The following is a 24,164-nucleotide window of genomic DNA, read 5'->3' as shown; positions in this document are numbered from 1 at the left end:
AACCTCTGACAGAGGCATCGGTGGCAGGCCCATAAGGTTTTTTTGAGGCCAAATCTGACGATCCAGACGAAAACCTTTACGTGTATTAGATGACGACATTTGCGTGCATTCGTCAATCTCTACGGGTAGGTAATAATTTCTCCATCACCAATAGGATACTAACAACTACTAGAATAATTCCCCAAAAAATTGAATCACCCACCCTCACGTAAGGCGTGGGTCTTAGTATTTTAGGCAATTCACTATTGAAACTACCTTTTTTATTTAGAACAACTTCTGCGAGTATTCTACCATTGGAATCTACTAGACTGGAAATACCAGTATTTGCAGCTCGCACCAACGGCACGCCTTGTTCAACTGCTCTAACTCTTGCCTGTGCCAAATGTTGGTATGGACCTGCTGTTTCGCCAAACCATCCGTCATTCGTTAGATTTACGAGCAAGTTAGGTCGCTCAGATACAGGCAGAACAGTTTGCGGGAAGATTGCCTCATAACAAATCAGGGGCTGAAAACTAAGTGAATTTTTTAAATCTATTTTTTTGTGCCGCGTCCCTGCAGTAAAATCTGCTGGAGCCGGAACGAGACGCTCCACACCAATGGATTGTAGAAGCCAGCGCTTTGGCAAATATTCCCCGAACGGAACCAGCCGCACTTTGTCATAGATATCTATGAGTGCACCTTCGTCCGACACAACAAAAGTACTGTTAAAAAAGAGATTCCCGTTCTCGGACAGTTCGCGGCGAATACCACCTGTAATCAACATAGTATTTTGGGGAAGCGTGGCTCCGATAGCCTCCAGAGCCCCTGGTTCCTCATCCAGCAGGAATGGAAAAGCTGATTCAGGCCAGAAGATGAGGGTCTCGGTATCCAGTTTCAGCTCGGAAAGCGCCTGCTGTGTTTGCTGAAGATAGAGCGGTAGAAGTCTTTGTCTGTTCTCGGGCTTCCACTTGTCCGCTTGAGGTACATTGGGTTGTATTACCAGCACCTGAAGCCCTTCAACCGTCTGTTGAGGAGCCTGCAACCTATTCGTTCCGTATGCAACCACGCCGGCCCATACCAGCACACACGCGGAGATATAGGCAGCAGCAGCCTTACGCCTCTGGTCAATCAGCACAACAGGCATCGAAAACAGGAACAACACAAGAAAACCGACACCGTAAATTCCCAAGGCAGAGAAGCTTTGCATCAGCGTCAGGTTTTCGGCAAAAGCATAGCCCCACACATTCCATGGAAAGCCTGTGAGTATGTGTCCACGCAGCCAGTTGGAAAGAGCCAAAGCAACCACAAAAAGCAGAATACGAGAGACCCCATGCGTCCAGAATAAGGAAGCCCCGCTCAGCACCAATGACGGGATCAATGCAAGACCACCGGGCAGTATGACCAGCGCGAAAGGGATCATCCAAGCGTAGCTCTTAGCGTCGACGAGAAACGCTTCGGCAATCCAGAACAATCCGATCAGGAAGAACCCGAAGAAAAACGCCCAGGAAACACGAAAGAACGCAAAAAAACGGGTTTTACGTCGAGCTGCGGTTTGATCCCTTGCCCCATCAAGAAGAAGGATCAGTAGTGGCAGCGTCACCCAAAGGATGGGAAAGGCACCGTAGGGAGGGAACGCAAAGGCAGATGCTATTCCCCCTGCAAAAGCAAGAAGTCCACGTCTCCACCCTGATAATTCCCGAAGACTGCTTATCAGAGTTCGAGACTTATCAATGGCAGAGACCATTCCCCACTCCCGAATATCATAGGTAAAAATTCAAATTTACGCTGCTTATTCTGCAGCTTCCGGCCTGCGTGGGCGTATTCTCTGAACTGCCACGCGCTGATCAATCCGGCGCTTGGAAATACGAAGGCGTTTAATGCGGCGCAAGTCAGCATCAATTACTTCGAACTCGAAAGCTGGCAAGGTCTTATCTATGATCAACTCACCGCGAACCGGAACTCTGTCCAGAATAGAGAACAGCAGACCACCAAGCGTGTCCACTTCTTCCGTCTGCTCTTCGACGAGCTTGAAATCCGCTCCGAGCTCTTTCTGAAGGTCTTCCAGATCAATTCGAGGGTCAACTACCCAAACACCCGGGCTGACATTCATGATAAGTTCTTCTTCGTCCTTATCATGCTCATCTTCAATGTCGCCGACCACTGTCTCAACGATGTCCTCAAGTGACACGAGGCCGTCGGTTCCGCCGTATTCATCGATCACAAGCGCCATCTGCACACGGGTTACCTGCATCTTCTTCATCAAGTCAGAGGAAGACATGGATGGAGGCACAAAGTGCAGAGGCCGGATCAGGCCTGTTGCGTTCAACGGTGTTGAGAGATCAACACAAGACAAATCGAGCAGCGACTTTTCTTCTGTCGACTTCTCAGAGGAGTTCTTTTCTGGTTTCACCAAAGTCAAAGGCACATCAGTCTTCTTGGCTTTTACAGCCAACTCGACGAAGTAGGACATCAAGTCCTTGATGTGGACCATGCCTCGCGGATCATCCAGATTGTCGTGATAGACAGGCATGCGAGAGTGGCCGGATGCCCTGAACAAGGCCATCACCTGGCCGATTGTCGTTGTATCTTCCACGGCCTCAATATCGGCCCGTGGGATCATGACATCTTCAACTCGAGATTCGCGCATTTGGAGGATGTTTGTCAGCAACTCGCGCTCTTCCTTCGTGAAAGCAGCATCAGCACCTTCACTATCGCGGGCGAGTTCATCTTCCAAATCTTCGCGCAATGAAACAGCCGCGCTTCTTCGGAAACCTCTAAACGGGTTCAGTTTTGATTTCAGCCTGGTCAGGACACCAGGCTTCATCGCTTGTGGCTCAGAGGTATCTTCGGCAACAGCTGTGCCGGTACTACTTGCAGGCTCTGCAGTTTCGGCCTGAGCGGAGGTGCTTGCACCTTCTGTACTTCGAGGTTCCGGGCTCATCTCTCTCTCGTTGTTCCCTGTACTCACCGTGAATACCAGGGGTTATTTATCTGCCGATAATGGCGCATCTTTGTATGGATCGGGGATTTGTAGGCTCGCCAAAATCAGGCGTTCTTCCGCTTCCATTTCTTCCGCTTCCTCATCTATCTGGTGATCATATCCAAAAAGATGAAGGGTTCCATGAACAATAAGGTGAATCAGATGGTGTTCAAATGGAATTTCAAGCTCTATAGCTTCGCGCTTTACCGTCTCTTTTGCAATAATAATATCACCTAATAGCGGGCCGAATGGCGGCTCTTCGCTATCGTCTCCCGGAAAAGACAAGACGTTCGTTGGCTTGTCCTTCTCGCGCCACACCTTATTCAGTTCCTGAATATGGGCATCATCGGTGAAGACAAGAGAAACTTCTGTGTTTTCTATTACACTCAGCTCACTTGTTTCAAAAGCGGCGGCGATTGCTTTTTCAGCAATCGCTTCCAATAGTTCTTCACTCTCCCAATCGCCTGCTTCAATCAGCAGGTCAATGTGTACCGGGCAAGCTGTGTTCATTCCTGGGAGCCTTGCTCTTCATTTGCCTTGGCAATCTCTTCAGCTTGCCTGCGTTCTTTGGCTTCCAACCGGCGGCGGCTATCATTGTCGTAAGCGCCTACGATACGTGCCACCAGCTCATGACGAACAACATCGCTCTCTGTGAAATCCACGCGAGAGATACCTTCGACGCCACTCAGAATTTTCAAGGCTTCACGTAAGCCGGACATCTGGCCCGGAGGCAAGTCGACCTGACTCGGGTCTCCTGTCACGATCATCTTGGAGTTTTCACCCAAGCGCGTCAGGAACATCTTCATCTGCATCGTCGTCGTATTCTGGGCTTCATCGAGAATAACGATCGCGTTGGAGAGCGTACGACCACGCATGAATGCGAGGGGTGCGACTTCAATCATGCCGCTTTCCAAGCCGCGTTCCAGCTTTTCCGGTGCCATCATCTCGTTGAGGCCATCGTAAAGCGGGCGCAGATACGGATCGACCTTATCCTTCATGTCGCCCGGCAAGAAGCCGAGACGTTCGCCAGCTTCAACAGCTGGGCGAGACAGGATCATACGATCAATCTCACCACGCTCCAGCAATGCAGCTGCGTATGCAACCGCAAGGAAGGTTTTACCTGTACCAGCAGGGCCAACGCCAAAGGTAAGGTCAGAACGGTCCATTGCCCGGACATAAGCATCCTGAGCGGCTGTTCTGGCGACCAGTGTTTTGCGGCGCGTGGCGATCTGCGCAAATGCCATACGGGACTTGGGTTCCATCGTTGGCAGAGAAAGCTGCGCTTCAGCGACTTCTGCCAGACGGATTGCGCCATCAACATCACCAGGTGTGATGTCGTGACCACCCTGAAGACGCGTATAAAGCGACTCCAGAGCAAGCTTAGCCTGCTCTGTTGACGTTTTATTGCCGCGAATGGTGACCTGATTGCCGTGTGCAACTGCCTCAACCCCCAACCGCTGTTCAATCAGCGCAAGGTTCTGGTCGAACTGACCGAACAGATCGCTCACAAGCCTATTGTCTTCGAATGCCAATACCACATGCATCATATCTGATGCCGCAATGGGGCGCATGGCCGTCCTTGAAGCGGACGTTGTCTGGGCTCTGCCCTTCAAATAATGCCTCCGTTCGCTTTTACGCGAGAATCTGGGAGCATCATGCACCTAAACAAGGCGGCCTTCCAGACTATTTGCGCTGGCAGCGACAATTTCTACTGATCTGATTTCACCATACAGGTCCAACGGCGCATTTACATGAACTGGCTGGAGCCAAGGTGAACGACCTGCAAGTTGACCTTCTCTGCGGCCTTCCTTCTCAAACAGTACATCAATTGTTTTGCCAATCAATGACGCATTGAAGTCTTTTTGCTGGGTGCTGAGCAGATCTTGCAATTCTGCCAGACGCTCGGACTTCACCTGCTCGTCGATCTGCTCTTCCAGTGTTGCACCCGGAGTACCCGGACGCGGGCTGTATTTGAAGGAGAATGCAGAGCCATAGGTGACGCGGCGGATTAGATCCAGAGTGTCTTTGTGATCCTGATCAGTCTCACCCGGGAAACCAACGATAAAGTCGCCGGAGAGTGCGATATCATCACGCGCTTCGCGAATGCGGTCGATCAGACGGAAGTAGTCATCACGGGTGTGTTTGCGGTTCATTGCCTTCAGGATCGCATCAGATCCAGACTGAACTGGCAAATGCAGATAAGGCATCAGAATATCAAGATCGCGATGAGCTGCAATCAGGCTGTCTTCCATATCCCTTGGGTGGGACGTGGTGTAGCGCAGGCGTTCAATGCCGTCGATCTTTGCCAAGCGGAACAGAAGTTCACCAAGGCCCCATTCACGGCCATCTGGACCTTCACCGTGCCATGCGTTGACGTTCTGGCCGAGCAAGGTCACTTCACGGACACCAGCAGCTGCCAAGCGCTCGGTTTCCATGACAATCTGCTCTACCTTACGGGAGACTTCAGCACCGCGAGTGTAAGGCACCACACAGAAGGTACAGAACTTATCGCAGCCTTCCTGAACGGTCACAAATGCTGTGACACCACGCTTGCGTACTGCTTCCTTGGAAGGTGTCGCGAGGTGCTTGAATTTTTCCTGAATATCAAACTCTGTCTCAACGACCTTTGATCCGTTCGATGCACGGTTCAACAGCTCTGGAAGGCGGTGGTAAGACTGCGGGCCAACAACAAGGTCAACAATAGGCGCTCGGCGGGAAATCTCCGCACCTTCAGCCTGAGCGACACAGCCAGCGACAGACACCATCATCTGCTTGCCGTCTTTAGCTTTCGCTTCTTTCAACTTACGGATTCGGCCAAGTTCAGAGTAGACCTTTTCTGCCGCCTTCTCGCGAATGTGGCAGGTGTTCAGGATAACCAGATCCGCATCATCCGGATTTTCTGTTTTAACGTAACCATCGTTGCTCAGCGCGTCGTTCATACGATCGGAGTCGTAAACGTTCATCTGACAGCCATAGGTCTTGATGAAAACTTTACGGGTCGCTTCGGTTTTTTCGAGCGCCTCCGCAGTGTTTTCGGATTGGCTCAGGTTTTCGTTTTCTACTAGGTTATCCATTAAATCCTCAAGTGGATCTGCTGCCGGAGTATCTTCTTTTTCTAATGCCCAGCAATTCGAGCGCACCTGCCTGTTTCATCAGCAACGCCAGCTCGTCATTTTCAGAATTTCGGAGAGCTTTACTCTGTTTTACGCCGAAAGAGAAGCCTTGTCTTGATCAGGTTTGAGCCTGCTCTTCTTGTTTGGGACCATTTCCCTGCAATGCTTCTATGGTCATCCCTCTGACTTGCTCTTCCAAATCGCGCGTTAAGCGTTTGCGATTAGTTGCTTTTTCGATAGGAACGGGAGTTCCCCATGTCAAATCAACATCTAACCCGCCTTCTTTAATGACAGACCAGAGATGCCCAGCGAGTTCCATGTCGCCGTACCAGGCAACATGAGCGCGCCAGAAACGTCCCATTGGCATGCCTTGCAGGCGCGTATAGGCAATTGAGAGTGGCTGCACATAAGCAACATCTTTTTCACCGACATTCATTGCGTGATGAACGGCACCAACCAGTGCAGATCTGAATGGCAGTACTTCATTGCCATTGCTGGATGTGCCTTCGGCAAACAACACCATCGCATCGCCTTGAGCCATGCGCTTAGCGACTTCCTTAGCGACACGACCGGTATCAGTTCTGCGCTGTCGATTGACAAAGACTGTCCGTTGAAGCTTAGCAAACTGACCAAATATCGGCCATCCAGCAACTTCAGACTTAGCGATAAAGCTCAGTGGCTTGGTGCATCCGATAACGACAATATCCAGCCAGGAGCAATGATTGGACGCTACAAGAAGAGGGCGTTCCAACGCCATTTCCCCATGCTGCTGGATGCGCAGTCCAATCAGACGAGACGCGATTTTATGCCAGAGCAGAGGGATTTGCCGCTGAATGGGCCAATCTAACTTCATTGCGACCCACTGAGGGGGAACGAGGGTTAGCGTTAAGAGTGTTAGTGCGGCAAGTATGCAAATTGCTCTGACAGTTGCCATGCACGGCCCCTATTTTTCGTCTAACGGAATACCGTAAAGCTCCAGGCGATGATCAACCAGTTTGAAGCCCAGCTTACGCGCGACTTCTTCCTGCATTTTTTCGATTTCTTCACTGCGGAACTCAATCACGTCGCCCGTGCGCAAATCAATCAGGTGATCGTGGTGTTCATCAGAAACGGTTTCGTATCTGGAGCGACCATCGCGGAAATCATGACGTTCAATAATACCGGAATCTTCGAAAAGCTTCACTGTGCGATAAACAGTTGAGATAGAGATCTTCGGATCGATCTTGGAGGCTCTTCTGTAAAGCTCTTCCACATCTGGGTGGTCTTCAGCAGACTGAATTACATCAGCAATCACGCGGCGCTGTTCTGTCATCCGCATACCCTTATGAGCACACATTTCAATCAGCGTCATTTTTTCTTCTGCCGTCATTTGCCCCAATTCCTCAAAATCACACAGGCACCACAGTTCCAGTCTGCGTTGGTATCCTAGCCCTCAACACTGTGAGAGAAAAGAACCAGTTTCACTGTTACGCGGTTTGAGCGTGAGCTAAAAGCCTCATCTCACATGCGTAGTGTCGCTTAAACGAGATCGCAACGCATAACAAGCGCTGTTCCACTGCCTTCGCTAGCCGCATAATACGCTTTTCTTTCTCCAACCTGCTTGAAGCCCAAGTTTTTATAAAGCTTCAGTGCGGAGCTGTTCGTGTCATCCACTTCCAAGAACAGTGCTTCGGTACGATCAGAGTAAAGCTGGAAGATGGCGGCTTCCATAAGTTTCCGCCCTATCCCCTTTTTTTGATGCTTCGGGGAGACTGCAATAGTCAAAACTTCGGCCTCACCTGCAATCGAACGGATCACGACAAAGCCCAGATCGGCTATTCCAGTCACACCAGATGTGCGGGCAGACAGGAAGAAAACGCCTTTTTGCTCAAAGATTGCGGCAAGTTCTGCTGTACCCCAATTCAGCTTGAAGCACTCGGCATGAAGTTTCGCCAGTTTAGGCAGGTCGTCTTTCTCAGCGCGCTCGATAACCGGCGGCTTTTCTGATGTCCACCAGGACTTCATTGACGACGAACCTTTCCTTTCTCACCCGGAATAGCATCAGGAGCCCGAAGGTAGAGTGGCATCGGAGCTTTATCCTGACGCTTTGCACCTTTACCGAGCTTTGCGATGTAGTCAATCGATGCAGCAGCGGCATCATTGCAAACGCGAGACTTATCTACGCCTGCAGCATTGGCGACAGCCTGTGCAGCAGAGCCTGCCAGAATGGTCTCAGCATCGAGACTGTGTGCTAGGTCCTTGACGGTTGAAACGCGGGCCTCTCCAATCGGAGCGCCAGCTTCATCAAACTTTTGGCAGTAGACTTCATTACGACGCGCATCGAGAACCACCAGAATTGGTTTTCTGACGGGAGCAGCGTCCAAAGACTCGTGTGCGATTGCAGCCAATGTTGTGACCGAGACAACAGGCTTTTCGAGAACGAGACCAAACCCACGCGCAATGGAAAGACCGACACGCAGACCTGTAAAACTACCCGGACCAACATTCACAACAATGCGGTCCAGTGAGTTAAACGTTGTCGAGGAGTCCGTCATGACACTCGCAACCATGCCCATAATGCGTTCGGCATGACCCCGTCCGAGATCTTCGCATTGGGAGACAATATCCGGCGTACCGCCTTCATCGGTTAAAACGGCGGCAGCACAGGTACTTAGTGCGGTATCAATAGCAAGCAACTTCATAAGTTCGGCTTATCGTTAGGGCAGCTGGTTGTCGAGCAACCAATTCGTTTAACACCCGGAGTATTTTTTGGCCTTGCAGCAAAAAGGGCAGCTGGTGCTGCCCTGTTTCAGAAGATTTACATTAGCAGAAACTACATCTGTCTAACTTCTTGAACTTCTGGGATGAAATGCCGCATCAGGTTCTGAATGCCATGGCTCAGTGTCGCTGTTGAGGATGGGCAACCTGCACAGGCGCCGCGCATGCTCAAATAAACGATACCCTCACGATATCCCCTGAATGTTATGTCACCACCATCTTGAGCAACTGCAGGGCGTACGCGGGTCTCGAGGAGCTCTTTGATCATGGTTACGGTTTCTTCGTCTTCTGCGTCGAAGAACTCTTCTCCTGTATCGCCATCACCAGCTTCCTCACCTTTCAGGATCGGGGTGTTGGCCATGAAGTTTTCCATGATCGCACCAAGAATAGCCGGGCGCATATGCTGCCAGTCAGTCTCATCCTTGGTTACGGTGATAAAGTCATGACCAAAGAAGATGCCAACAACGCCTGGAATAGTAAAAAGCTTCTCCGCCAGCGGCGATATTGTGGCTTCTCCTGCCGAGCGAAAATCGCGTGTGCCTTCCGACAAGACTACGCGGCCAGGCAAAAACTTGAGAGTTGCCGGATTTGGTGTCGCTTCGGTCTGAATGAACATGGTTTTGTTTCCGATTTTTATGCCAAAGAGCTTTCGCAAGCAGTCGCAGCACAGTTTACACTACTTAACGCTTCAGCAATGACTGTTTTCAAGTTCTATATGATAGGTAAACCTGATCAGGCAAGAGCATCTAGTGCATCATCGTCCAAATTACCTGGTACGATGGTTGTCGGAATCGGGAATGTTCCTGCCGATTTGCCCGCAATGGATGAAACAAGAGGCCCTGGGCCTTCTTTGCTGGTTCCTGCTGCCAATACAAGAATCGCAATGTCTGCATCTTCTTCAATCAGGTCAATGATCTCATCTGACTGGTGACCTTCGCGCACAACCAGCTCTGGCTCTGTCCGTGCAGCAGCTCTCACCTTTTCGGCAGCTTTGGCCAAAATGGTGTCTGCATTATCACGCGCTTCCTGGCGCATGATATCCTCAACCCCTAGCCAATGCTGGAAGTTTCCGGGTGCAATGACAAAGAGCAAGAGAACGACGCCGCCGGTACGGGCCGCACGCTTTGAGGCATAAACGATGGCTCGACCACATTCTGGAGTGTCATCGACTACAACCAGAAACTTTCGGTCGTGACCTTCTTCATTACTTTTGCGAATAGCTACCATGTCGGCATGCTGCCACTTGAGGTGGTATGCGGCAAGTATTTTTCCTTGCCACATTCCGTTAGGTTTTCTTTTTCCGACTGATTTTTTCGTCAGTTAGAGGATGAACTGAGACAAATCGACATTCTTGGCCAGTTCACTCACATTCGACTTCACGTAGGCTGCATCAATTGTGACCTGCTCACCAGACTTGTCTGGTGCGACGAAGGAAATCTCATCCAGCACGCGCTCCATCACAGTCTGCAAGCGGCGAGCCCCAATGTTTTCGACCGTCGCATTCAAATCAACAGCAACTGTCGCAATCTCGTCGATTGCGTCCTCGGTAAATTCGATGCTCACGCTTTCCGTCGCCATCAATGCAACATATTGCTTGATCAGGCTGGCTTCGGTTTCTGTCAGGATCTTGACAAAATCTTCTTTCGTCAACGCTTTCAGCTCAACACGGATCGGAAGCCGACCCTGAAGTTCAGGCAGAAGGTCTGATGGTTTTGACACATGGAATGCACCAGATGCGATGAACAGAATGTGGTCTGTTTTCACCGGGCCATGTTTTGTTGAAACAACAGTACCCTCGATCAGTGGCAGCAAGTCACGCTGAACGCCTTCACGGGAAACATCGCCACCATTACGGCCATCTTTCCCGCAGATTTTGTCGATCTCATCGAGGAAAACGATGCCGGAGTTTTCAACCAGCTCGATGGCCTCTTGAACAACCTTCTCTTCATCGAGAAGCTTGTCGGACTCCTCTGCCAGAAGAAGCTTGTGGCTATCTTTGACGTTTGTGCGCTTCGGCTTGGTCTGACCGCCAAATGCCTTACCCAGCATGTCAGAGATATTCATGACACCGACGCTGCCCCCTGGCATGCCAGGAATATCGAAGCTTGGCATCTGTGGGTTGGCACGCACCTCAACTTCAATTTCTTTGTCGTCGAGGTCACCTTCGCGCAGCTTCTTGCGGAATGTATCACGGGTGGCCGGGCTTGCATTGTTGCCGACCAATGCATCCAGAACACGCTCTTCAGCAAGAACATGTGCTTTTGCTTCGACTTCTTTGCGGCTTTGCTCACGCACAAGTGCGATGCTGGATTCGACCAGATCACGAACGATCTGCTCTACATCACGGCCAACGTATCCCACCTCGGTAAACTTGGTTGCTTCAACTTTTGTGAAAGGAGCATTCGCAAGCTTAGCAAGGCGACGAGAGATCTCAGTTTTACCAACACCGGTTGGGCCAATCATGAGAATGTTCTTTGGCTGAACTTCTTCGCGCAGCTCTTCATCCAACTGCTGACGACGCCATCTGTTGCGCAGTGCAATTGCCACTGCGCGTTTCGCGTCATGCTGGCCGATGATATAGCGATCGAGTTCACTAACGATTTCCCGAGGAGAGAAATTTGTCATTTTCTTACTTTCTAGTTCCGGATAGGTGGCAGATATGTAGTGAGTGTGGTTCCTGCAAGAGGGCGCATAACGATCCGTCGCGCCACGTTCCAGCCTGAACCGAGTAGCAAAACAAAACTCCCAAGTAATACAAGGGAGATAGCAGTTAGCTGCGATGCAGAAAAGTCGGCAGACTCCAGCAAATAGGCTAATGCGAAGCCTAGGTAACTCAGCGCTGCAACCAGCATTGCACGACGGTCGATGATGAGAGCGACCGCACCAAATGCCAGGACAACAGCAATGGAGACCAAGGCATAAGCTTCTGTCTGCTGTTCAAAGTACATTCCACTCAAGATGGAATGAACGATAAGCGGGGCAGCAAGCAGGTGAAGCCAAAAGGCCTTGTCTGTGTTGAGTGTTTCCCGCTTGGTGTCTTTGGTGTCAAAATACATCGCGCAACCGAATGCAAACAGACCGCAGACCAGCGAAACCCAGGACAGATAGTCAAGAATTTTCGTGTCAGTCACTAGTGTCAATGCGCCTACGATCAAGCCCATGATCCCCGCAACAATGACGGTCAGTGTTATTGGCACCTTAAAGCGCCAGTAAAACAACGAAGCGCCCACTAAAGCGAAGATGGAACTCAGAATGACCTGAATGGCTTCGGAGTCGTTGTTCAGAACATCAGGTGTGAACAGGCCAAATCCAACAAGCGCAATTGAACCTCCAAACAATCCTGTCAGTAAAATTGAAGGAAGCGCGAGCTTCTTGATCTTGGTAAACCATTCAGCCAGCACCCATGTGATGATGGCAGCTGCGCCAGCAACAGCAGCTGTAGGAAGCCCGCCTTGAGTGAGCGTGTCCCCAAACCCAACACCGTAGCCAGCAAAAAGAATTAGGATACCAAGGCTAATGAAAATATCATGAAAGCCGCGTGTAAACCGAACTTCTTCCGGATCATGGAGGCTATCAGTCGTTTGTTGGTTCTGAATGTTTTCTGCTTGAAGAGATAAATAGGAGACGAGCTTATCAGCTTGATCTGCGCTGATAATTCCTGCGGAGATGGCTCCAGTAAGAGATGCTCTTGATATCATCAGTTCCTCGTCAAATCCAAATGGAACATTAAAAGCTTCAAGTATCCTTGGCTTAGCAAATTAAGCTGATCTAAAAGTGTCTTGAACGCAGAACTGGAGATCGAAAATTATTGATCTCCAGTCGTATCTTGTCGCTATCCTTACTCTTCGTCGAGCACTTCGACGGTAACGTTGCTGTTTGTGTAGACGCAGATGTCTGCTGCGATTGTCATGGACTTGCGGCAAACCTCTTCTGCGGTCAGGTCCATATCAACCAGTGCACGTGCTGCGGACAGCGCGAAATTGCCACCGGAGCCGATACCCATCACACCATTTTCCGGCTCAAGCACGTCGCCGGTACCTGTCAGCACCAGAGAATGCTTTTTGTCGGCAACCAGCATCATGGCTTCCAGACGGCGAAGGTAGCGGTCTGTACGCCAGTCTTTTGCCATCTCAACGCATGCACGCATCAACTGGTCAGGGTATTGCTCAAGCTTGGCTTCAAGGCGCTCAAACAGCGTGAACGCATCAGCAGTCGCGCCTGCAAAGCCGGCAATAACCTTACCGCCTGCCAGTGGGCGGACCTTACGTGCAGTGCCTTTAATGACCGTTGATCCAAGAGACACCTGACCATCTCCAGCAATTACGACTTTGCCGCCCTTGCGCACGGTCAAGATGGTTGTGCCGTGCCACTGTTCAGGTTCACTCATTCATTTTTCTCCAGAGTTCTATCGGCAACGGAGCAAACTCCCGCGCAACTCAATTTCAAATTTGTGTCTGCGGTATTATGTATGTAGTCCTTGCCGCATTGCCAATGCAGCAAGCCAAAAAAACTCAGTTATCCTGTAGCTTTACGTGACTTGCCTCACTGACGAAGCGGTCAACAAGCTTATGCAATCGCTTGATCTGATGGTCTTTTGTAAGGTCGCCATTTTCATCAAAGGACTTGCCCGCAAAATTAATAGAGACCATTTCTGGCAGGACAAGGCACCCTAAAGACACTTCCATGATCGTTCTCAGGTGCATGAGACCTCTCAAAGAGCCATGCGCACCGGGAGAAGCCCCGCCGACAGCATAGATCGACTTGTGGAAGAGCTGAAGCGGTTCTTCCTCTGGCAACTGGATGCGACTGATCCAGTCCAGTGTATTCTTCAGCAATGGGGTGATTGAGGAGTTGTATTCCGGGCTGGCTATGAAGATCCCATGATGGGTCTCAATGAGCTTCCTGAGCTTGAATGTATTTTCAGGGATACCTGTATCATCTTCGAGGTCACCATCGTAAATAGGCAGAGGATAGTCGGCGAGGCTGATTGTGGTTACTTCTGCATTGGCGATCGTCAGGTGTTTCGCCATCAGCTCTGCCAGCATTTTATTGTAGGATCCCTTGCGGGTTGAACCTGAAAAAACGAGTATCTTTGGCTTCATAGGGCTATCCTCACGACATGGCTCTGCAACCTCTCGTTCAAGAGCTGCATGATCTCTGGTAAAGTCGGCACGAAGAGTACCCTATACTACCCAAGCGTAAGGTTTATGGAAGATGTGTGTTTTTAGGTGATTGACCGCTAAACGCCTGCCTTTGAGAAATCAAAAGGGCTTTCGGAAAATCCAGACACGAGCTGGCGGAATATTCTTCACGATCCATCCGGTTTTCGACCAGCTGAACATTTTGGATTTCAGTGTTACCGGAGACGCGAAGGAATAAGAGAATTGGATGAAGGGAGCACCGGGCCTCATAAGAGCGAAGGCATCACGAATGCACTTTAAGCGAAACTCCATCGGTCTGGACACAAGTGGCAAGCTCGAAACCACAGCACACAGTGAGTTTGGCGCGATATGCTCAAGGCTGGGACGCATGTTGTAAGCGTCACCTTGAACCACGTTCAATCCTTCAAACTTGTCACTGAGATGCTCGCAGAAGTCTGTGCTGTACTCCAAGCAGGTAAGACGGTCTTTAGAGATACCTGCTTCAAGAATAGCTTTTGTGACCGGGCCTGTGCCAGGTCCCAACTCTAAAACCGGATTATTTGACTCAACGGGAACGAATTCTGCCATTCTCTGGGCGAGAACAGGGCCTGACGGGGCGACCGCTCCGGTCGTGAGTGGTGCTTCCACCCACGCCCGAAGAAATTTGGAAGGCTCACGAAATTTGTTCAAGGCATTTTCTGCCCGTGACCTCGTTTCGTGAAACATTCAACTCTCCGTAGCATCAACAAAGGGTACTACTGAGATATTACTGATTGGTGGCAATTTAAAGAGCTATGCCTTGAAATTCTCCAAAAAATCTTTTGCCTTTGCAAAAAAGCCAGTAGATTCCGGATGATTTTCTCCAGAGGATTCACCTTCAAATTCTGAAAGAAGCTCTTTCTGCCTCTTCGTAAGATTTGCTGGTGTCTCCACGGCAACTTGAATATACATGTCGCCCTTCTGGCTAGACCGCATAATCGGCATACCTTTACCGCGCAGTCTGAACTGCTTTCCGGTCTGAGTGCTCTCAGGAACTTTCACGCGCGCTGTATTGCCATCCAATGCCGGAACTTCGAACTGACCACCCAGAGCAGCAGTTGTCATTGAAATTGGCACGCGGCAGAAGATATCAGCACCGTCACGCTGGAAGAACTCATGCGGACGAATGGACAGGAAGATGTAAAGATCGCCTGCGGGACCACCGCGAGCACCGGCTTCACCTTCGCCTGACAAGCGAATACGCGTGCCATCTTCGATGCCTGACGGAATATTCACGGAGAGCGTGCGCTCTTTCGTTGTCCGGCCAGTACCGCCACAGCTGTCACATGGATCTGTAATGATCTCACCACGACCCTGACAGGTCGGACAGGTACGTTCCATGGTGAAGAAGCCCTGAGCCGCTCTGACACGCCCAGCACCGCCACAGGTTGGACAGGTAGACGGACGGGTTCCGGACTTTGCGCCGGAGCCACTGCACGGCTCACATGTTACTGAGGTTGGAACCTCGATCTCGACAGACTTACCTTCGTAAGCTTCTTCAAGAGAGACTTCCAAGTTGTAGCGCAGATCTGCGCCGCGTTCACGACCAGAACCACGACGTCCACCACCGCCACCAAAGAACTCATCGAAGATGTCTGCCATGGAGGAAGCAAAGTCGCCCGGACCTGCTCCGCCGCCACCACCAAAGCCGCCGTTTTCAAAGGCTGCATGGCCAAATCGATCGTAGGCAGCGCGCTTTTGCGGGTCTTTCAGGGTTTCGTAAGCTTCGCTTACTTCCTTAAAGTTTGCTTCCGCTTCATCATTACCAGGGTTTCGGTCAGGATGGAATTTCATCGCGAGTTTGCGATAAGCGCTCTTAAGTGCCTTTTCGTCGACCTCCCGTGCTACCCCCAGCACCTCATAGTAGTCGCGTTTAGACATTATGAAATAAGCTCCAAAGACGTGATGTCTATTTGCGTTTTGAAGCCTCAGGAGAACATCAGCTCAGTCTGAGGTCACTGTGGGCAGTCGAGTTTAATTCTTGCTTCGCAACGAACTCACTCGTGAACTGCACTCATCTTCAAAACAAAACTGTTTACTGTTCAGTCGGTGATTGAGGTGCAGCTTTAAGCGCAGCGCACACATTACCAACTACCCATATGTAGGAAGCAGCTCTCTCAAATGCAATTGCACCCAAAAGGTTCTCTTCGACTAAAATCTTCCATACAGTCGGGAAATACTTGAATAAAGTTTACCTCGCAAGCCCATAGGAGCTTGCGAGGTAAAAGTATTAGTTAGCTGGACTTTTTGTCGTCGTCGCGAACTTCTTCGAAGTCTGCGTCAACCACATCGTCAACTGGCTTTGGTTCACCATCGTCTTCAGCACCCTCTCCGGCTTCTTCTGCCTGAGCGTCCTTGTACATAGCTTCGCCAAGTTTCATGGAAACTTCTGCAAGAGACTGGGTTTTCGCAGTGATATCTTCCAGATCTTCACCTTCCAGAGACACCTTCAATGCAGCCAAAGCGCCTTCGATTGCAGACTTGTCTTCGTCTGAAACCTTATCGCCGTACTCTTTGACGGATTTCTCTGTTGAATGGTGAAGTGCTTCACCCTGGTTTTTGGCTTCAACCAGATCCTTACGCTTCTTATCGTCTTCAGCGTGAGATTCTGCGTCTTTCACCATCTGCTCAATGTCAGCGTCGGACAGACCACCAGATGCCTGAATACGGATCTGTTGCTCTTTACCTGTGCCTTTATCGGTTGCAGACACGTTCACGATACCGTTGGCATCAATATCAAAGGCTACTTCAACCTGTGGGACGCCGCGAGGTGCTGGTGGGATGCCAACCAGATCGAACTGACCGAGGATCTTGTTGTCCGCAGCCATTTCACGCTCGCCCTGGAAGACACGGATGGTCACTGCAGTCTGATTGTCTTCAGCTGTAGAGAACACCTGGCCCTTCTTGGTAGGGATTGTGGTGTTGCGATCGATCAGACGTGTGAACACGCCACCAAGGGTTTCGATGCCGAGGGACAGTGGAGTAACATCGAGAAGCAGAACGTCTTTAACATCACCTTGCAGAACGCCAGCCTGAATTGCCGCGCCCATTGCAACAACTTCATCAGGGTTTACGCCCTTATGAGGTTCTTTGCCGAAGAACTGCTTAACAATTTCCTGAACCTTAGGCATGCGAGTCATGCCACCGACGAGAACAACCTCATCGAGTTCACCAGCTGCAAGGCCTGCGTCTTTAAGAGCCGCTTTCATTGGAGCAACAGTACGCTGAACCAGATCGTCAACGAGTTGCTCAAACTTAGCGCGGGTCAGTTTAAGTGTAAGGTGCTTAGGACCAGAAGCATCTGCTGTGATGAACGGCAGGTTGATTTCAGTCTGAGAAGAAGAGGACAGCTCGATCTTTGCTTTTTCAGCAGCTTCTTTCAAGCGCTGCAATGCGAGCTTGTCGTTCTTAAGATCGATGCCCTGCTCTTTTTTGAACTCACCCGCAAGGTAGTCAACCAGACGCATGTCAAAGTCTTCACCACCGAGGAAGGTGTCACCGTTGGTGGACTTCACTTCAAATACGCCATCGCCGATTTCCAATACGGAAACGTCGAAAGTACCACCACCAAGATCGTAAACTGCGATGGTCTTACCATCGTTTTTGTCCATGCCGTATGCAAGGGCAGCTGCAGTTGGTTCGTTGATGATACGCAGAACTTCAAGGCCAGCGATCTTACCGGCATCTTTGGTTGCCTGACGCTGAGCATCGTTGAAGTATGCAGGAACGGTGATAACTGCCTGGGTGACGTTTTCACCAAGGAAACTTTCAGCGGTTTCTTTCATCTTCTGCAGGATGAAAGCAGAAACCTGGGATGGGGAGTACTTCTCACCCTCAGCTTCAACCCATGCGTCGCCGTTGTCGGCTTTTACGATTTCGTATGGGACGAGCTTTTTGTCTTTTGCAACGGTCGGATCATCAAAACGGCGACCGATGAGACGCTTAACAGCAAACAAGGTGTCTGTTGGGTTGGTTACAGCCTGGCGTTTCGCTGGCTGACCTACAAGCTTCTCACCATCGTCAGAAAACGCAACCATAGAAGGGGTAGTACGCGCACCTTCTGCGTTCTCAATTACTTTGGCGTCCTTGCCGTCCATTACAGATACGCACGAATTTGTCGTGCCGAGGTCGATACCGATGACCTTTGCCATGTTTTCACTCTCCTTTCGGCAGACCGCCCGAACCCCAAAGGCCTTCGGATAATGTCGGATCAACATCCGACCGGTCCCCAATACATTGCACTTGCGTGAGTTGTCGCAAACACGCAAGAAAACTTCAATTGGCTATATAAGAGGGGTCCCTTGCCCCTGCAAGGGACAGGACCCGATATATCGACACAAGATCTACCCGAAGCCATTTTCTGAGTTAAGAAAATGAACTTTTCTTTGGAAAACCACAGAAAACACCTCTATTGCATCCCGGTTTTCTACGTTACCCCCATTTCTAAGAGGGTGTTTGTGGATAGAGCTCTTCAAGAGAGACAGAGTGCCCACTTTCCTGGACGATGCGCACGTGCTCCCGTGAAAGCTGCCTTGCCGCGTCGACGCCGCATGCATGGGCAATCATATCGACTTCCATCCGCACACTATGGCAATAGGCAGCAACACGGTGGCTCTTCTCTGTTGGATCAAGGCCGGCCTGAAGCGCTTCATTGTGCGTGGTGATACCCGTTGGGCATGTGTTCTTGTTGCATCGCATAGCCTGAATGCAGCCCAACGCGAACATGAAACCGCGAGCTGTAACCGTAAAATCGGCACCTTCACACAGTGACAAAGCAACGGCTGAGGGCGTAATTCGCTTTCCAGAAACAATGATACGAATACGATCACGCAGATCATGCTTTCGCAGGACATGGTCCACGATTGGAAGGGCCTCTGAGATCCTTAGGCCTACGTTGTCCATGAGGGGCATTGGCGCTGCACCAGTACCTCCATCTGCCGAATCGATGGTGATAAAATCAGGTGCATGCTCGATTCCACGGTGATTGATTTCACGACAAAGCTCTTCCACCCAAAGGCTTGATCCAATCACGGTCTTGAATCCAACTGGCTTCTTGGCAATGCTGCGAACGCGACTGATGAAGTCTAAAAGCTCACCTGTATTGCTGATTTCAGGGTGACGATTTGGGGCATGCGAGGGTTGCCCGACTTTGAGCCCCCGAATTTCTGCGATCTCAGGTGTCACCTTTCCACCAGGCAAGAGGCCGCCCTTCCCAGGTTTGGCGCCTTGAGCGAGTTTGATCTCGACCATCTTGACCTGAGCGTTGTCCGTTATTTTTTTCAGCTTGTCTTCATTGAGCGTGGAGTCATCATTCCGACAACCATTTTTTGCCGTTCCGATTTGAAAGACGATGTCGGCGCCACCTTCTAAATGGTAGGGAGACAAGCCGCCTTCTCCGGTGTTCATCCAGCACTTTGCCATCTTTGCACCTCGCGAGAGGGCGAGAACCGCAGGACGGGAAATTGCACCGTAACTCATGCCGGAGATATTAAAATAACTGGGTGGCACATATGGATTTTCGACATATGGACCAATGAGAAGCGGTTCTGGTTCGTCGATCTCCTTCTCCAGTTTTGCAAAAGGAGCATTCACAAACAGCGCTGTTCCCGGCAAGTTGAGGTTTTTTGTGGACCCGAATGCCATTGTGTTGCCTTCAGCCTTGGATGCGCGATCTATCCAAGTTCGTTCGGCACGGTTGAACGGCATTTCCTCTCTATCCATTGCAAAGAAGTACTGGCGAAAGAATTCACCTAAATACGCGAAGAGTGATCGGAAGCGGCCCACAACAGGGTAATTATGCCGAATCGCGTCTTTGTGTTGGCGTCGATCAACTACATAAAGAACGATGGCTACAATGACCGCGAGCAGAATTAGGAGTGAAACAAATGCTGCAAAAATATTTAGTACAGCCGAAAGCAGTGGAGGTAGAAGGTGCATTTGTGGTTCTCCTTAACCGGGAAACCACTATTTTGAGGAATATGGGTTAAATTCACTTTCGGCAAATCTCTCCAAGTTTTCCGTTTTTATAAGCGGTCTTTTCAGCAGATATGCCCGGCTTAAAAGAGATATCGAGATGCGATTGAGCGATGACTTTCCTAAAGGTTTCAAATACCTGCCCGAATATTTCTCTTCGGAAGAGCAAAAGGAACTTGTCGATACACTCAGATATCTCGTCAAAGAAGCTCCATTGTTCACTCCCGTGATGCCACGAACAGGAAAGCCATTTTCTGTTCGGATGACCAATCTTGGAACATTGGGTTGGGTGTCTGACAGGAGTGGTTATCGCTACCAATCTCAACATCCTGAGACTGGTCAGCCCTGGCCTGTTATCCCTGAGGTCCTGCAGGATCTTTGGAACAAGGTTGGCGACTGCCCAGCAGCGCCAGAAGCCTGCCTCGTGAATTATTATGCTGCAACAGCAAAAATGGGCCTGCATCAAGACCGAGATGAAAAAACGTTTGAAGCTCCTGTTGTTTCGGTCAGCCTCGGAGACACAGCAATTTTCCGGCTCGGCGGTGTGAAGCGCGGGGGCCCGACGCAATCACTCAAGCTTAATTCAGGAGACGTTGTTGTACTCGGAGGAGAAGCGCGACTGTGCTACCACGGCATTGACCGTATCCAGGGTGGGAGCTCAAGCCTCCTTAAGGACGGAGGCAGATTAAATCTGACTCTCCGCCGCATCTCGCCATTTTAGCTAGAGCATCAGGCCTCTTCGAGCGCACCAGCCATAAAGAAGGCACGAATGCCGCTGGACACGAAACGAATAGTGCCTTCGACTATCTCGTCCTGATCCATTTCTTCATCGTAAGGGCCTTTGGAAGCTCCGGTCACAACGTAAAGCGCCTCTAACGTTGCGCTGTGCATGAGCATCATCAACAACTGAGCACGAGGTCCTGTTGGGATGTCACTCTTCGTGGCTTTTGCCAGAGCCTTTGTGATGCGAAGGATAATCCTCGGTGGCTCCCATGAGTGCATGATCTTCTGGCCGGACTCTGGATCAGAGAAGACCTGACGAATGAGAACAACAAACGGCACCAGCTTTCCGGTGTCTCTTGAGATCCCTTGTACAATCAAGGGCTCCATAAATGCTCGGGTTATCTCTTCTAGATCGGGTTCGCGCCCGCCAACTTCCAGCGCATCCAGACGCTGCATGCGCATATCGTCAATTTCGCGAAGGCGGCGCATAAAGACTGCCCTGACGAGATCATCTTTGCTGCCAAAGTGATAGTTGACTGCAGCAACATTGGCATCGGCTTTTTCGGTGATCATTCTTACAGAAGTTTCCGCAAGACCATGTTCAGCGAGCAAGCGTTCTGCGGCATCAAGTAACCGTTCACGGGTCCCCAGTTCAGAACTGTCTGGCACAGCGGCACCTCCAGGAAGATAGTTTACAATTGTTTTGAGAACTCTCTAAAGGTTTTGAGTAGACCCTTAGAAATCTCAAATACTTCTCTTAAGCTATCTTGCTTTTAGCACGTTTTATTGAGCAACAACCCGCCTACAATTCATATCATCAATTGCAATGACTATATAAAACTTAGATAAATTTATGCAGTAACTTAGTATGATCCAATTATTTCTAGATTTTTCACATATAGCCGGCTAACCAATAAAAACCGGGAGCGTAACAACTCCCGCTTTTCATAGTTTCAACTCAGAATGTCTTAGAGGTGGATGCCGTAAGCAATTGCTGAAAGAGCGATTGCAATGACCCAAAGTGCGACACGTCCAGACCGGCTATGCTTCGCTTCCGATCTGCCAATCGCATCTGCGGTTGCCTCATCGAATCTCAGGCCGTTGTTTGCCATCGACTCCAGTTGATTGGAAAACTTGCTCGCACGGTCAGCAATAATCGGCAAATCACTTGCCAGACGACCCAAAACAGTCACGCCTGTTGCTAGGTCTGTGATGCGTCCCATAGGGCCAAGGTTTCTCTGAATCCAACCGGTTACAACAGGATCAGCCGTGTTCCACATATCCAGATGCGGGTTCAGCGAGCGGGCGACACCTTCTGCCAGAACCATGTTTTTCTGTAGCAAGATCAACTGAGGCTGAGTGTGCATGTTGAACATCTCAGTCACTTCAAACAACTGTGTCAGCAAACGCGCCATTGAGATTTCACTGGCATCATGCCCATGGATCGGCTCACCAATCGCCCGAATTGCTTGCGCGAATATATTCACGTCCTGATCTGCAGGCACATACCCAGCTTCAAAATGAACTTCGGCAACTCGCAGGTAATTGCGAGTTATGAAGCCATAGAGAATTTCTGCCAGGAAGCGGCGCTCAGACAGCCCCAAACGCCCTGTGATCCCTAAATCGACTGCTACCAGAGTTCCATCCGGTTCAATGAAGAGATTGCCCTGATGCATGTCCGCGTGGAAAAAACCGTCACGTACGGCATGGCGCAAGAAAGTCTGGATCACTTTATTGCCTAGTTCAGCCAGGTCATGGCCAGCTTCTTCGATACCTTCCAGATTGGAAAGCTTTACACCGTCAATCCATTCCATGGTGAGTACGGAACGAGAGGTGCGGGGCCAGTCCACACTGGGAACGCGAAAATCTTTGTCGTCCTTGCTGTTTTCACCCATTTCAGAAAGAGCTGCGGCTTCCATACGCAGGTCCATTTCCAAAATGACAGCGTGCTCATAGGTCTCAACCATCATAAGCGGACGAAGGCGGCGGCTTGCCGGACTGAAGCGTTCAGCAAGCCGCGCTGCAAGGTAAAAGCTCTTCAAGTCGCGCTTAAACCCGCGCTCGACACCGGGGCGCAGCACTTTAACAGCTACTTTTTCCAGTTCGCCATCGCGGTTTCGGAAGTACGCAGGGTGTACTTGTGCAATCGACGCAGCGGCGACTGGTTCACCAAACTCTTCAAAGTGATCTTCGACTGTTTTGCCGAGCTGTTCTTCGACTGTTTTGCGTGCGTACTGCGTCAGAAATGGCGGAACATTGTCCTGAAGTGCAGATAGTTCCTTTGCCGCTTCCTTACCAACCACATCCGGGCGTGTCGCAAGAAACTGCCCCAACTTAATGTAGGAGGGACCAAGGCGGTTCAGCGCATCTGTCAGGCGTGCTGCAGCATCTTTTTTCTCAATGCCACGACGCTCAAGCATACGTGCGACGCCAATAGCCAAGCGCGGTCCGGGAGGGAGATCTGGCAGAGAAACGAGTCCGAACACACCTTCGCGGGCCATAACATAACCCGCGAAAACCAGACGCATAAATGGCACAATATTTGCGATCATAACTGGTTAGATTTTCCAGCCGGAGTGAAGTGCAGCGATACCGCCGGTGTAGTTTCGATAGGTGACACGCTCAAAACCTGCATCACGTATCATCTGCGCAAAACGTTCCTGATTTGGAAACTTGCGGATAGATTCTACAAGATAGCTGTATGGGTCTCCGTCACCTGTCACCGCCTGTCCGATTTTTGGAATGGCGTGGAAGGAAAACAGATCATAGACCTTATCAAGTGCTGGCACGTCTACCTGAGAGAACTCAAGGCACATGAAGCGACCGCCGCGTTTAAGTACACGGTGAGCCTCTTGCAGTGCTTTTTCGATTTGTGGGACGTTACGGATACCGAATGCGATGGTGTAGGCATCGAAGTGCTTGTCCGGGAAAGGCAGCTCTTCTGCGTTCCCCTGAATGAACTCGATGTTTTCTGAAAGGCCAGCAGCGCTCGCACGGTCTTTGCCAACACCCAGCATCGATCCGTTGATATCGCAGACGGTTGATTTGATTGTCCGGTTAGAACGCTCAACAACGCGGGTTGCGATGTCTCCAGTCCCACCAGCCACGTCCAGATGTCGCCATTCACGGGCGCCATTCTTTGGTGGGTTCATGCTGGACACCATCGCATCTTTCCAGAGACGATGCATTCCACCAGACATGAGGTCGTTCATCAGGTCATAGCGAGACGCCACTTTGTGGAAAACATCATCCACCAGATCCTGCTTTTCACCTTCGCGAACTGTGCGAAACCCGAAGCTAGTTGCCATTTCAGTCGGGTCTGTTACGGATGCCTGCTCAGGGGTTGAGAACTCACGCGCCATAATCAAATCACTCCATTTCGCGGGCGAACATAGTACAGCTTGTTACAAAGCGCTATTGTTGAACGTAATCTTTGCCCAGCAGCAAACCACTGTACCA

Annotated in this window: 23 protein-coding genes; 1 reads left to right on the top strand and 22 read right to left on the bottom strand. The window is 50.4% G+C overall.

All coding sequences use genetic code 11. From position 1 onward, the window contains the following. Nucleotides 1–112: 112 nt before the first annotated feature. From lnt to PsAD13_RS02480, 19 genes are all read right to left on the bottom strand, one after another. The gene (gene lnt, locus PsAD13_RS02570; protein ID WP_063286345.1) at nt 113–1,723 is read right to left on the bottom strand and encodes an apolipoprotein N-acyltransferase; all 1,611 of its coding nucleotides are present in this window, start codon (nt 1,721–1,723) and stop codon (nt 113–115) included. A 45-nt stretch (nt 1,724–1,768) separates the two neighbouring features. Beyond that, nucleotides 1,769–2,920, bottom strand: a complete 1,152-nt coding sequence (locus tag PsAD13_RS02565; RefSeq protein ID WP_084404622.1) for a hemolysin family protein — start codon at nt 2,918–2,920, stop codon at nt 1,769–1,771. Between the two features lie 42 nt (nt 2,921–2,962). Continuing rightward, nucleotides 2,963–3,469, bottom strand: a complete 507-nt coding sequence (gene ybeY, locus PsAD13_RS02560; RefSeq protein ID WP_063317194.1) for an rRNA maturation RNase YbeY — start codon at nt 3,467–3,469, stop codon at nt 2,963–2,965. Beyond that, a complete protein-coding gene (locus PsAD13_RS02555) occupies nt 3,466–4,530 on the bottom strand; it encodes a PhoH family protein (protein WP_193777019.1) in 1,065 nt (354 codons plus the stop codon). Before PsAD13_RS02555 ends, ybeY begins: the two co-directional genes overlap by 4 nt. 90 nt (nt 4,531–4,620) lie before the next feature. Continuing rightward, the gene (gene miaB / locus PsAD13_RS02550; RefSeq protein WP_063317193.1) at nt 4,621–6,033 is read right to left on the bottom strand and encodes a tRNA (N6-isopentenyl adenosine(37)-C2)-methylthiotransferase MiaB; all 1,413 of its coding nucleotides are present in this window, start codon (nt 6,031–6,033) and stop codon (nt 4,621–4,623) included. A 157-nt stretch (nt 6,034–6,190) separates the two neighbouring features. Further along, the gene (locus PsAD13_RS02545; protein WP_084404620.1) at nt 6,191–6,925 is read right to left on the bottom strand and encodes a lysophospholipid acyltransferase family protein; all 735 of its coding nucleotides are present in this window, start codon (nt 6,923–6,925) and stop codon (nt 6,191–6,193) included. A gap of 90 nt (nt 6,926–7,015) precedes the next feature. Continuing rightward, nucleotides 7,016–7,441: a Fur family transcriptional regulator gene (locus PsAD13_RS02540; protein WP_057463079.1), complete on the bottom strand. Its 426-nt coding sequence runs from the start codon at nt 7,439–7,441 to the stop codon at nt 7,016–7,018. A gap of 149 nt (nt 7,442–7,590) precedes the next feature. Next, a complete protein-coding gene (gene rimI / locus PsAD13_RS02535; protein WP_063294312.1) occupies nt 7,591–8,076 on the bottom strand; it encodes a ribosomal protein S18-alanine N-acetyltransferase in 486 nt (161 codons plus the stop codon). Then, nucleotides 8,073–8,753 (bottom strand): tRNA (adenosine(37)-N6)-threonylcarbamoyltransferase complex dimerization subunit type 1 TsaB, encoded by a 681-nt coding sequence (gene tsaB / locus PsAD13_RS02530; RefSeq protein ID WP_063294313.1) that lies wholly within the window; start codon nt 8,751–8,753, stop codon nt 8,073–8,075. The genes rimI and tsaB overlap by 4 nt, the downstream gene beginning before the upstream one ends. Before the next feature lie 131 nt (nt 8,754–8,884). After that, nucleotides 8,885–9,445, bottom strand: a complete 561-nt coding sequence (locus PsAD13_RS02525; RefSeq protein WP_057463082.1) for a NifU family protein — start codon at nt 9,443–9,445, stop codon at nt 8,885–8,887. Nucleotides 9,446–9,561: 116 nt separating this feature from the next. After that, nucleotides 9,562–10,056: a universal stress protein gene (locus PsAD13_RS02520; protein WP_057463249.1), complete on the bottom strand. Its 495-nt coding sequence runs from the start codon at nt 10,054–10,056 to the stop codon at nt 9,562–9,564. A 93-nt stretch (nt 10,057–10,149) separates the two neighbouring features. Then, entirely contained in the window at nt 10,150–11,454 is a 1,305-nt protein-coding gene (gene hslU / locus PsAD13_RS02515) for an ATP-dependent protease ATPase subunit HslU (RefSeq protein WP_063286338.1), read from the bottom strand. A gap of 11 nt (nt 11,455–11,465) precedes the next feature. Next, the gene (locus PsAD13_RS02510) at nt 11,466–12,527 is read right to left on the bottom strand and encodes a hypothetical protein (protein WP_057463083.1); all 1,062 of its coding nucleotides are present in this window, start codon (nt 12,525–12,527) and stop codon (nt 11,466–11,468) included. A gap of 140 nt (nt 12,528–12,667) precedes the next feature. Beyond that, a complete protein-coding gene (hslV, locus tag PsAD13_RS02505; protein WP_057463084.1) occupies nt 12,668–13,216 on the bottom strand; it encodes an ATP-dependent protease subunit HslV in 549 nt (182 codons plus the stop codon). Between the two features lie 124 nt (nt 13,217–13,340). Next, nucleotides 13,341–13,931: an NAD(P)H-dependent oxidoreductase gene (locus tag PsAD13_RS02500; protein WP_057463085.1), complete on the bottom strand. Its 591-nt coding sequence runs from the start codon at nt 13,929–13,931 to the stop codon at nt 13,341–13,343. Between the two features lie 159 nt (nt 13,932–14,090). Beyond that, complete coding sequence (locus PsAD13_RS02495; protein WP_208980655.1) at nt 14,091–14,696, bottom strand: rRNA adenine N-6-methyltransferase family protein; 606 nt, start codon at nt 14,694–14,696, stop codon at nt 14,091–14,093. A gap of 66 nt (nt 14,697–14,762) precedes the next feature. Further along, nucleotides 14,763–15,890, bottom strand: a complete 1,128-nt coding sequence (dnaJ, locus tag PsAD13_RS02490) for a molecular chaperone DnaJ (RefSeq protein WP_057463086.1) — start codon at nt 15,888–15,890, stop codon at nt 14,763–14,765. A gap of 353 nt (nt 15,891–16,243) precedes the next feature. Then, nucleotides 16,244–18,160, bottom strand: a complete 1,917-nt coding sequence (gene dnaK / locus PsAD13_RS02485) for a molecular chaperone DnaK (RefSeq protein ID WP_057463251.1) — start codon at nt 18,158–18,160, stop codon at nt 16,244–16,246. A gap of 292 nt (nt 18,161–18,452) precedes the next feature. Continuing rightward, a complete protein-coding gene (locus tag PsAD13_RS02480) occupies nt 18,453–19,946 on the bottom strand; it encodes an FMN-binding glutamate synthase family protein (RefSeq protein ID WP_063286335.1) in 1,494 nt (497 codons plus the stop codon). A 136-nt stretch (nt 19,947–20,082) separates the two neighbouring features. Here PsAD13_RS02480 and PsAD13_RS02475 point away from each other — a divergent pair, with 136 nt between their 5' ends. Then, complete coding sequence (locus PsAD13_RS02475; protein WP_063317191.1) at nt 20,083–20,703, top strand: alpha-ketoglutarate-dependent dioxygenase AlkB; 621 nt, start codon at nt 20,083–20,085, stop codon at nt 20,701–20,703. Between the two features lie 8 nt (nt 20,704–20,711). Here PsAD13_RS02475 and PsAD13_RS02470 read toward each other — a convergent pair whose 3' ends face one another. From PsAD13_RS02470 to ubiE, 3 genes are all read right to left on the bottom strand, one after another. After that, nucleotides 20,712–21,374 (bottom strand): helix-turn-helix domain-containing protein, encoded by a 663-nt coding sequence (locus PsAD13_RS02470; RefSeq protein WP_057463089.1) that lies wholly within the window; start codon nt 21,372–21,374, stop codon nt 20,712–20,714. Between the two features lie 299 nt (nt 21,375–21,673). After that, the gene (gene ubiB, locus PsAD13_RS02465; protein ID WP_057463090.1) at nt 21,674–23,257 is read right to left on the bottom strand and encodes a 2-polyprenylphenol 6-hydroxylase; all 1,584 of its coding nucleotides are present in this window, start codon (nt 23,255–23,257) and stop codon (nt 21,674–21,676) included. A gap of 6 nt (nt 23,258–23,263) precedes the next feature. After that, on the bottom strand, nt 23,264–24,067 hold the full coding sequence (gene ubiE, locus PsAD13_RS02460; RefSeq protein WP_057463091.1) for a bifunctional demethylmenaquinone methyltransferase/2-methoxy-6-polyprenyl-1,4-benzoquinol methylase UbiE: 804 nt from the start codon (nt 24,065–24,067) through the stop codon (nt 23,264–23,266). Nucleotides 24,068–24,164 lie beyond the last annotated feature (97 nt).

Origin of the sequence: Pseudovibrio sp. Ad13, assembly GCF_001623225.1 — a bacterium.
In the GTDB taxonomy this organism is placed as follows: domain Bacteria; phylum Pseudomonadota; class Alphaproteobacteria; order Rhizobiales; family Stappiaceae; genus Pseudovibrio.
The sequence above is the reverse complement of the archived record's forward strand: the minus strand, read 5'-3'. Positions and strand labels throughout refer to the sequence as shown.

Coding starts and splice junctions, on each gene's coding strand:
- PsAD13_RS02555 (WP_193777019.1), bottom strand. CDS start 4,530: ATGCGCCCCATTGCGGCATCAGATATGATGCATGTGGTATTGGCATTC.
- PsAD13_RS02525 (WP_057463082.1), bottom strand. CDS start 9,445: ATGTTCATTCAGACCGAAGCGACACCAAATCCGGCAACTCTCAAGTTT.
- PsAD13_RS02475 (WP_063317191.1), top strand. CDS start 20,083: ATGCGATTGAGCGATGACTTTCCTAAAGGTTTCAAATACCTGCCCGAA.
- lnt (WP_063286345.1), bottom strand. CDS start 1,723: ATGGTCTCTGCCATTGATAAGTCTCGAACTCTGATAAGCAGTCTTCGG.
- rimI (WP_063294312.1), bottom strand. CDS start 8,076: ATGAAGTCCTGGTGGACATCAGAAAAGCCGCCGGTTATCGAGCGCGCT.
- PsAD13_RS02540 (WP_057463079.1), bottom strand. CDS start 7,441: ATGACGGCAGAAGAAAAAATGACGCTGATTGAAATGTGTGCTCATAAG.
- hslV (WP_057463084.1), bottom strand. CDS start 13,216: ATGAGTGAACCTGAACAGTGGCACGGCACAACCATCTTGACCGTGCGC.
- ubiB (WP_057463090.1), bottom strand. CDS start 23,257: ATGATCGCAAATATTGTGCCATTTATGCGTCTGGTTTTCGCGGGTTAT.
- PsAD13_RS02545 (WP_084404620.1), bottom strand. CDS start 6,925: ATGAAGTTAGATTGGCCCATTCAGCGGCAAATCCCTCTGCTCTGGCAT.
- PsAD13_RS02500 (WP_057463085.1), bottom strand. CDS start 13,931: ATGAAGCCAAAGATACTCGTTTTTTCAGGTTCAACCCGCAAGGGATCC.
- PsAD13_RS02565 (WP_084404622.1), bottom strand. CDS start 2,920: ATGAGCCCGGAACCTCGAAGTACAGAAGGTGCAAGCACCTCCGCTCAG.
- miaB (WP_063317193.1), bottom strand. CDS start 6,033: ATGGATAACCTAGTAGAAAACGAAAACCTGAGCCAATCCGAAAACACT.
- hslU (WP_063286338.1), bottom strand. CDS start 11,454: ATGACAAATTTCTCTCCTCGGGAAATCGTTAGTGAACTCGATCGCTAT.
- PsAD13_RS02480 (WP_063286335.1), bottom strand. CDS start 19,946: ATGCACCTTCTACCTCCACTGCTTTCGGCTGTACTAAATATTTTTGCA.
- PsAD13_RS02495 (WP_208980655.1), bottom strand. CDS start 14,696: ATGTTTCACGAAACGAGGTCACGGGCAGAAAATGCCTTGAACAAATTT.
- PsAD13_RS02520 (WP_057463249.1), bottom strand. CDS start 10,056: ATGGTAGCTATTCGCAAAAGTAATGAAGAAGGTCACGACCGAAAGTTT.
- tsaB (WP_063294313.1), bottom strand. CDS start 8,753: ATGAAGTTGCTTGCTATTGATACCGCACTAAGTACCTGTGCTGCCGCC.
- PsAD13_RS02510 (WP_057463083.1), bottom strand. CDS start 12,527: ATGATATCAAGAGCATCTCTTACTGGAGCCATCTCCGCAGGAATTATC.
- ubiE (WP_057463091.1), bottom strand. CDS start 24,067: ATGGCGCGTGAGTTCTCAACCCCTGAGCAGGCATCCGTAACAGACCCG.
- ybeY (WP_063317194.1), bottom strand. CDS start 3,469: ATGAACACAGCTTGCCCGGTACACATTGACCTGCTGATTGAAGCAGGC.
- dnaK (WP_057463251.1), bottom strand. CDS start 18,160: ATGGCAAAGGTCATCGGTATCGACCTCGGCACGACAAATTCGTGCGTA.
- dnaJ (WP_057463086.1), bottom strand. CDS start 15,890: ATGTCTAAACGCGACTACTATGAGGTGCTGGGGGTAGCACGGGAGGTC.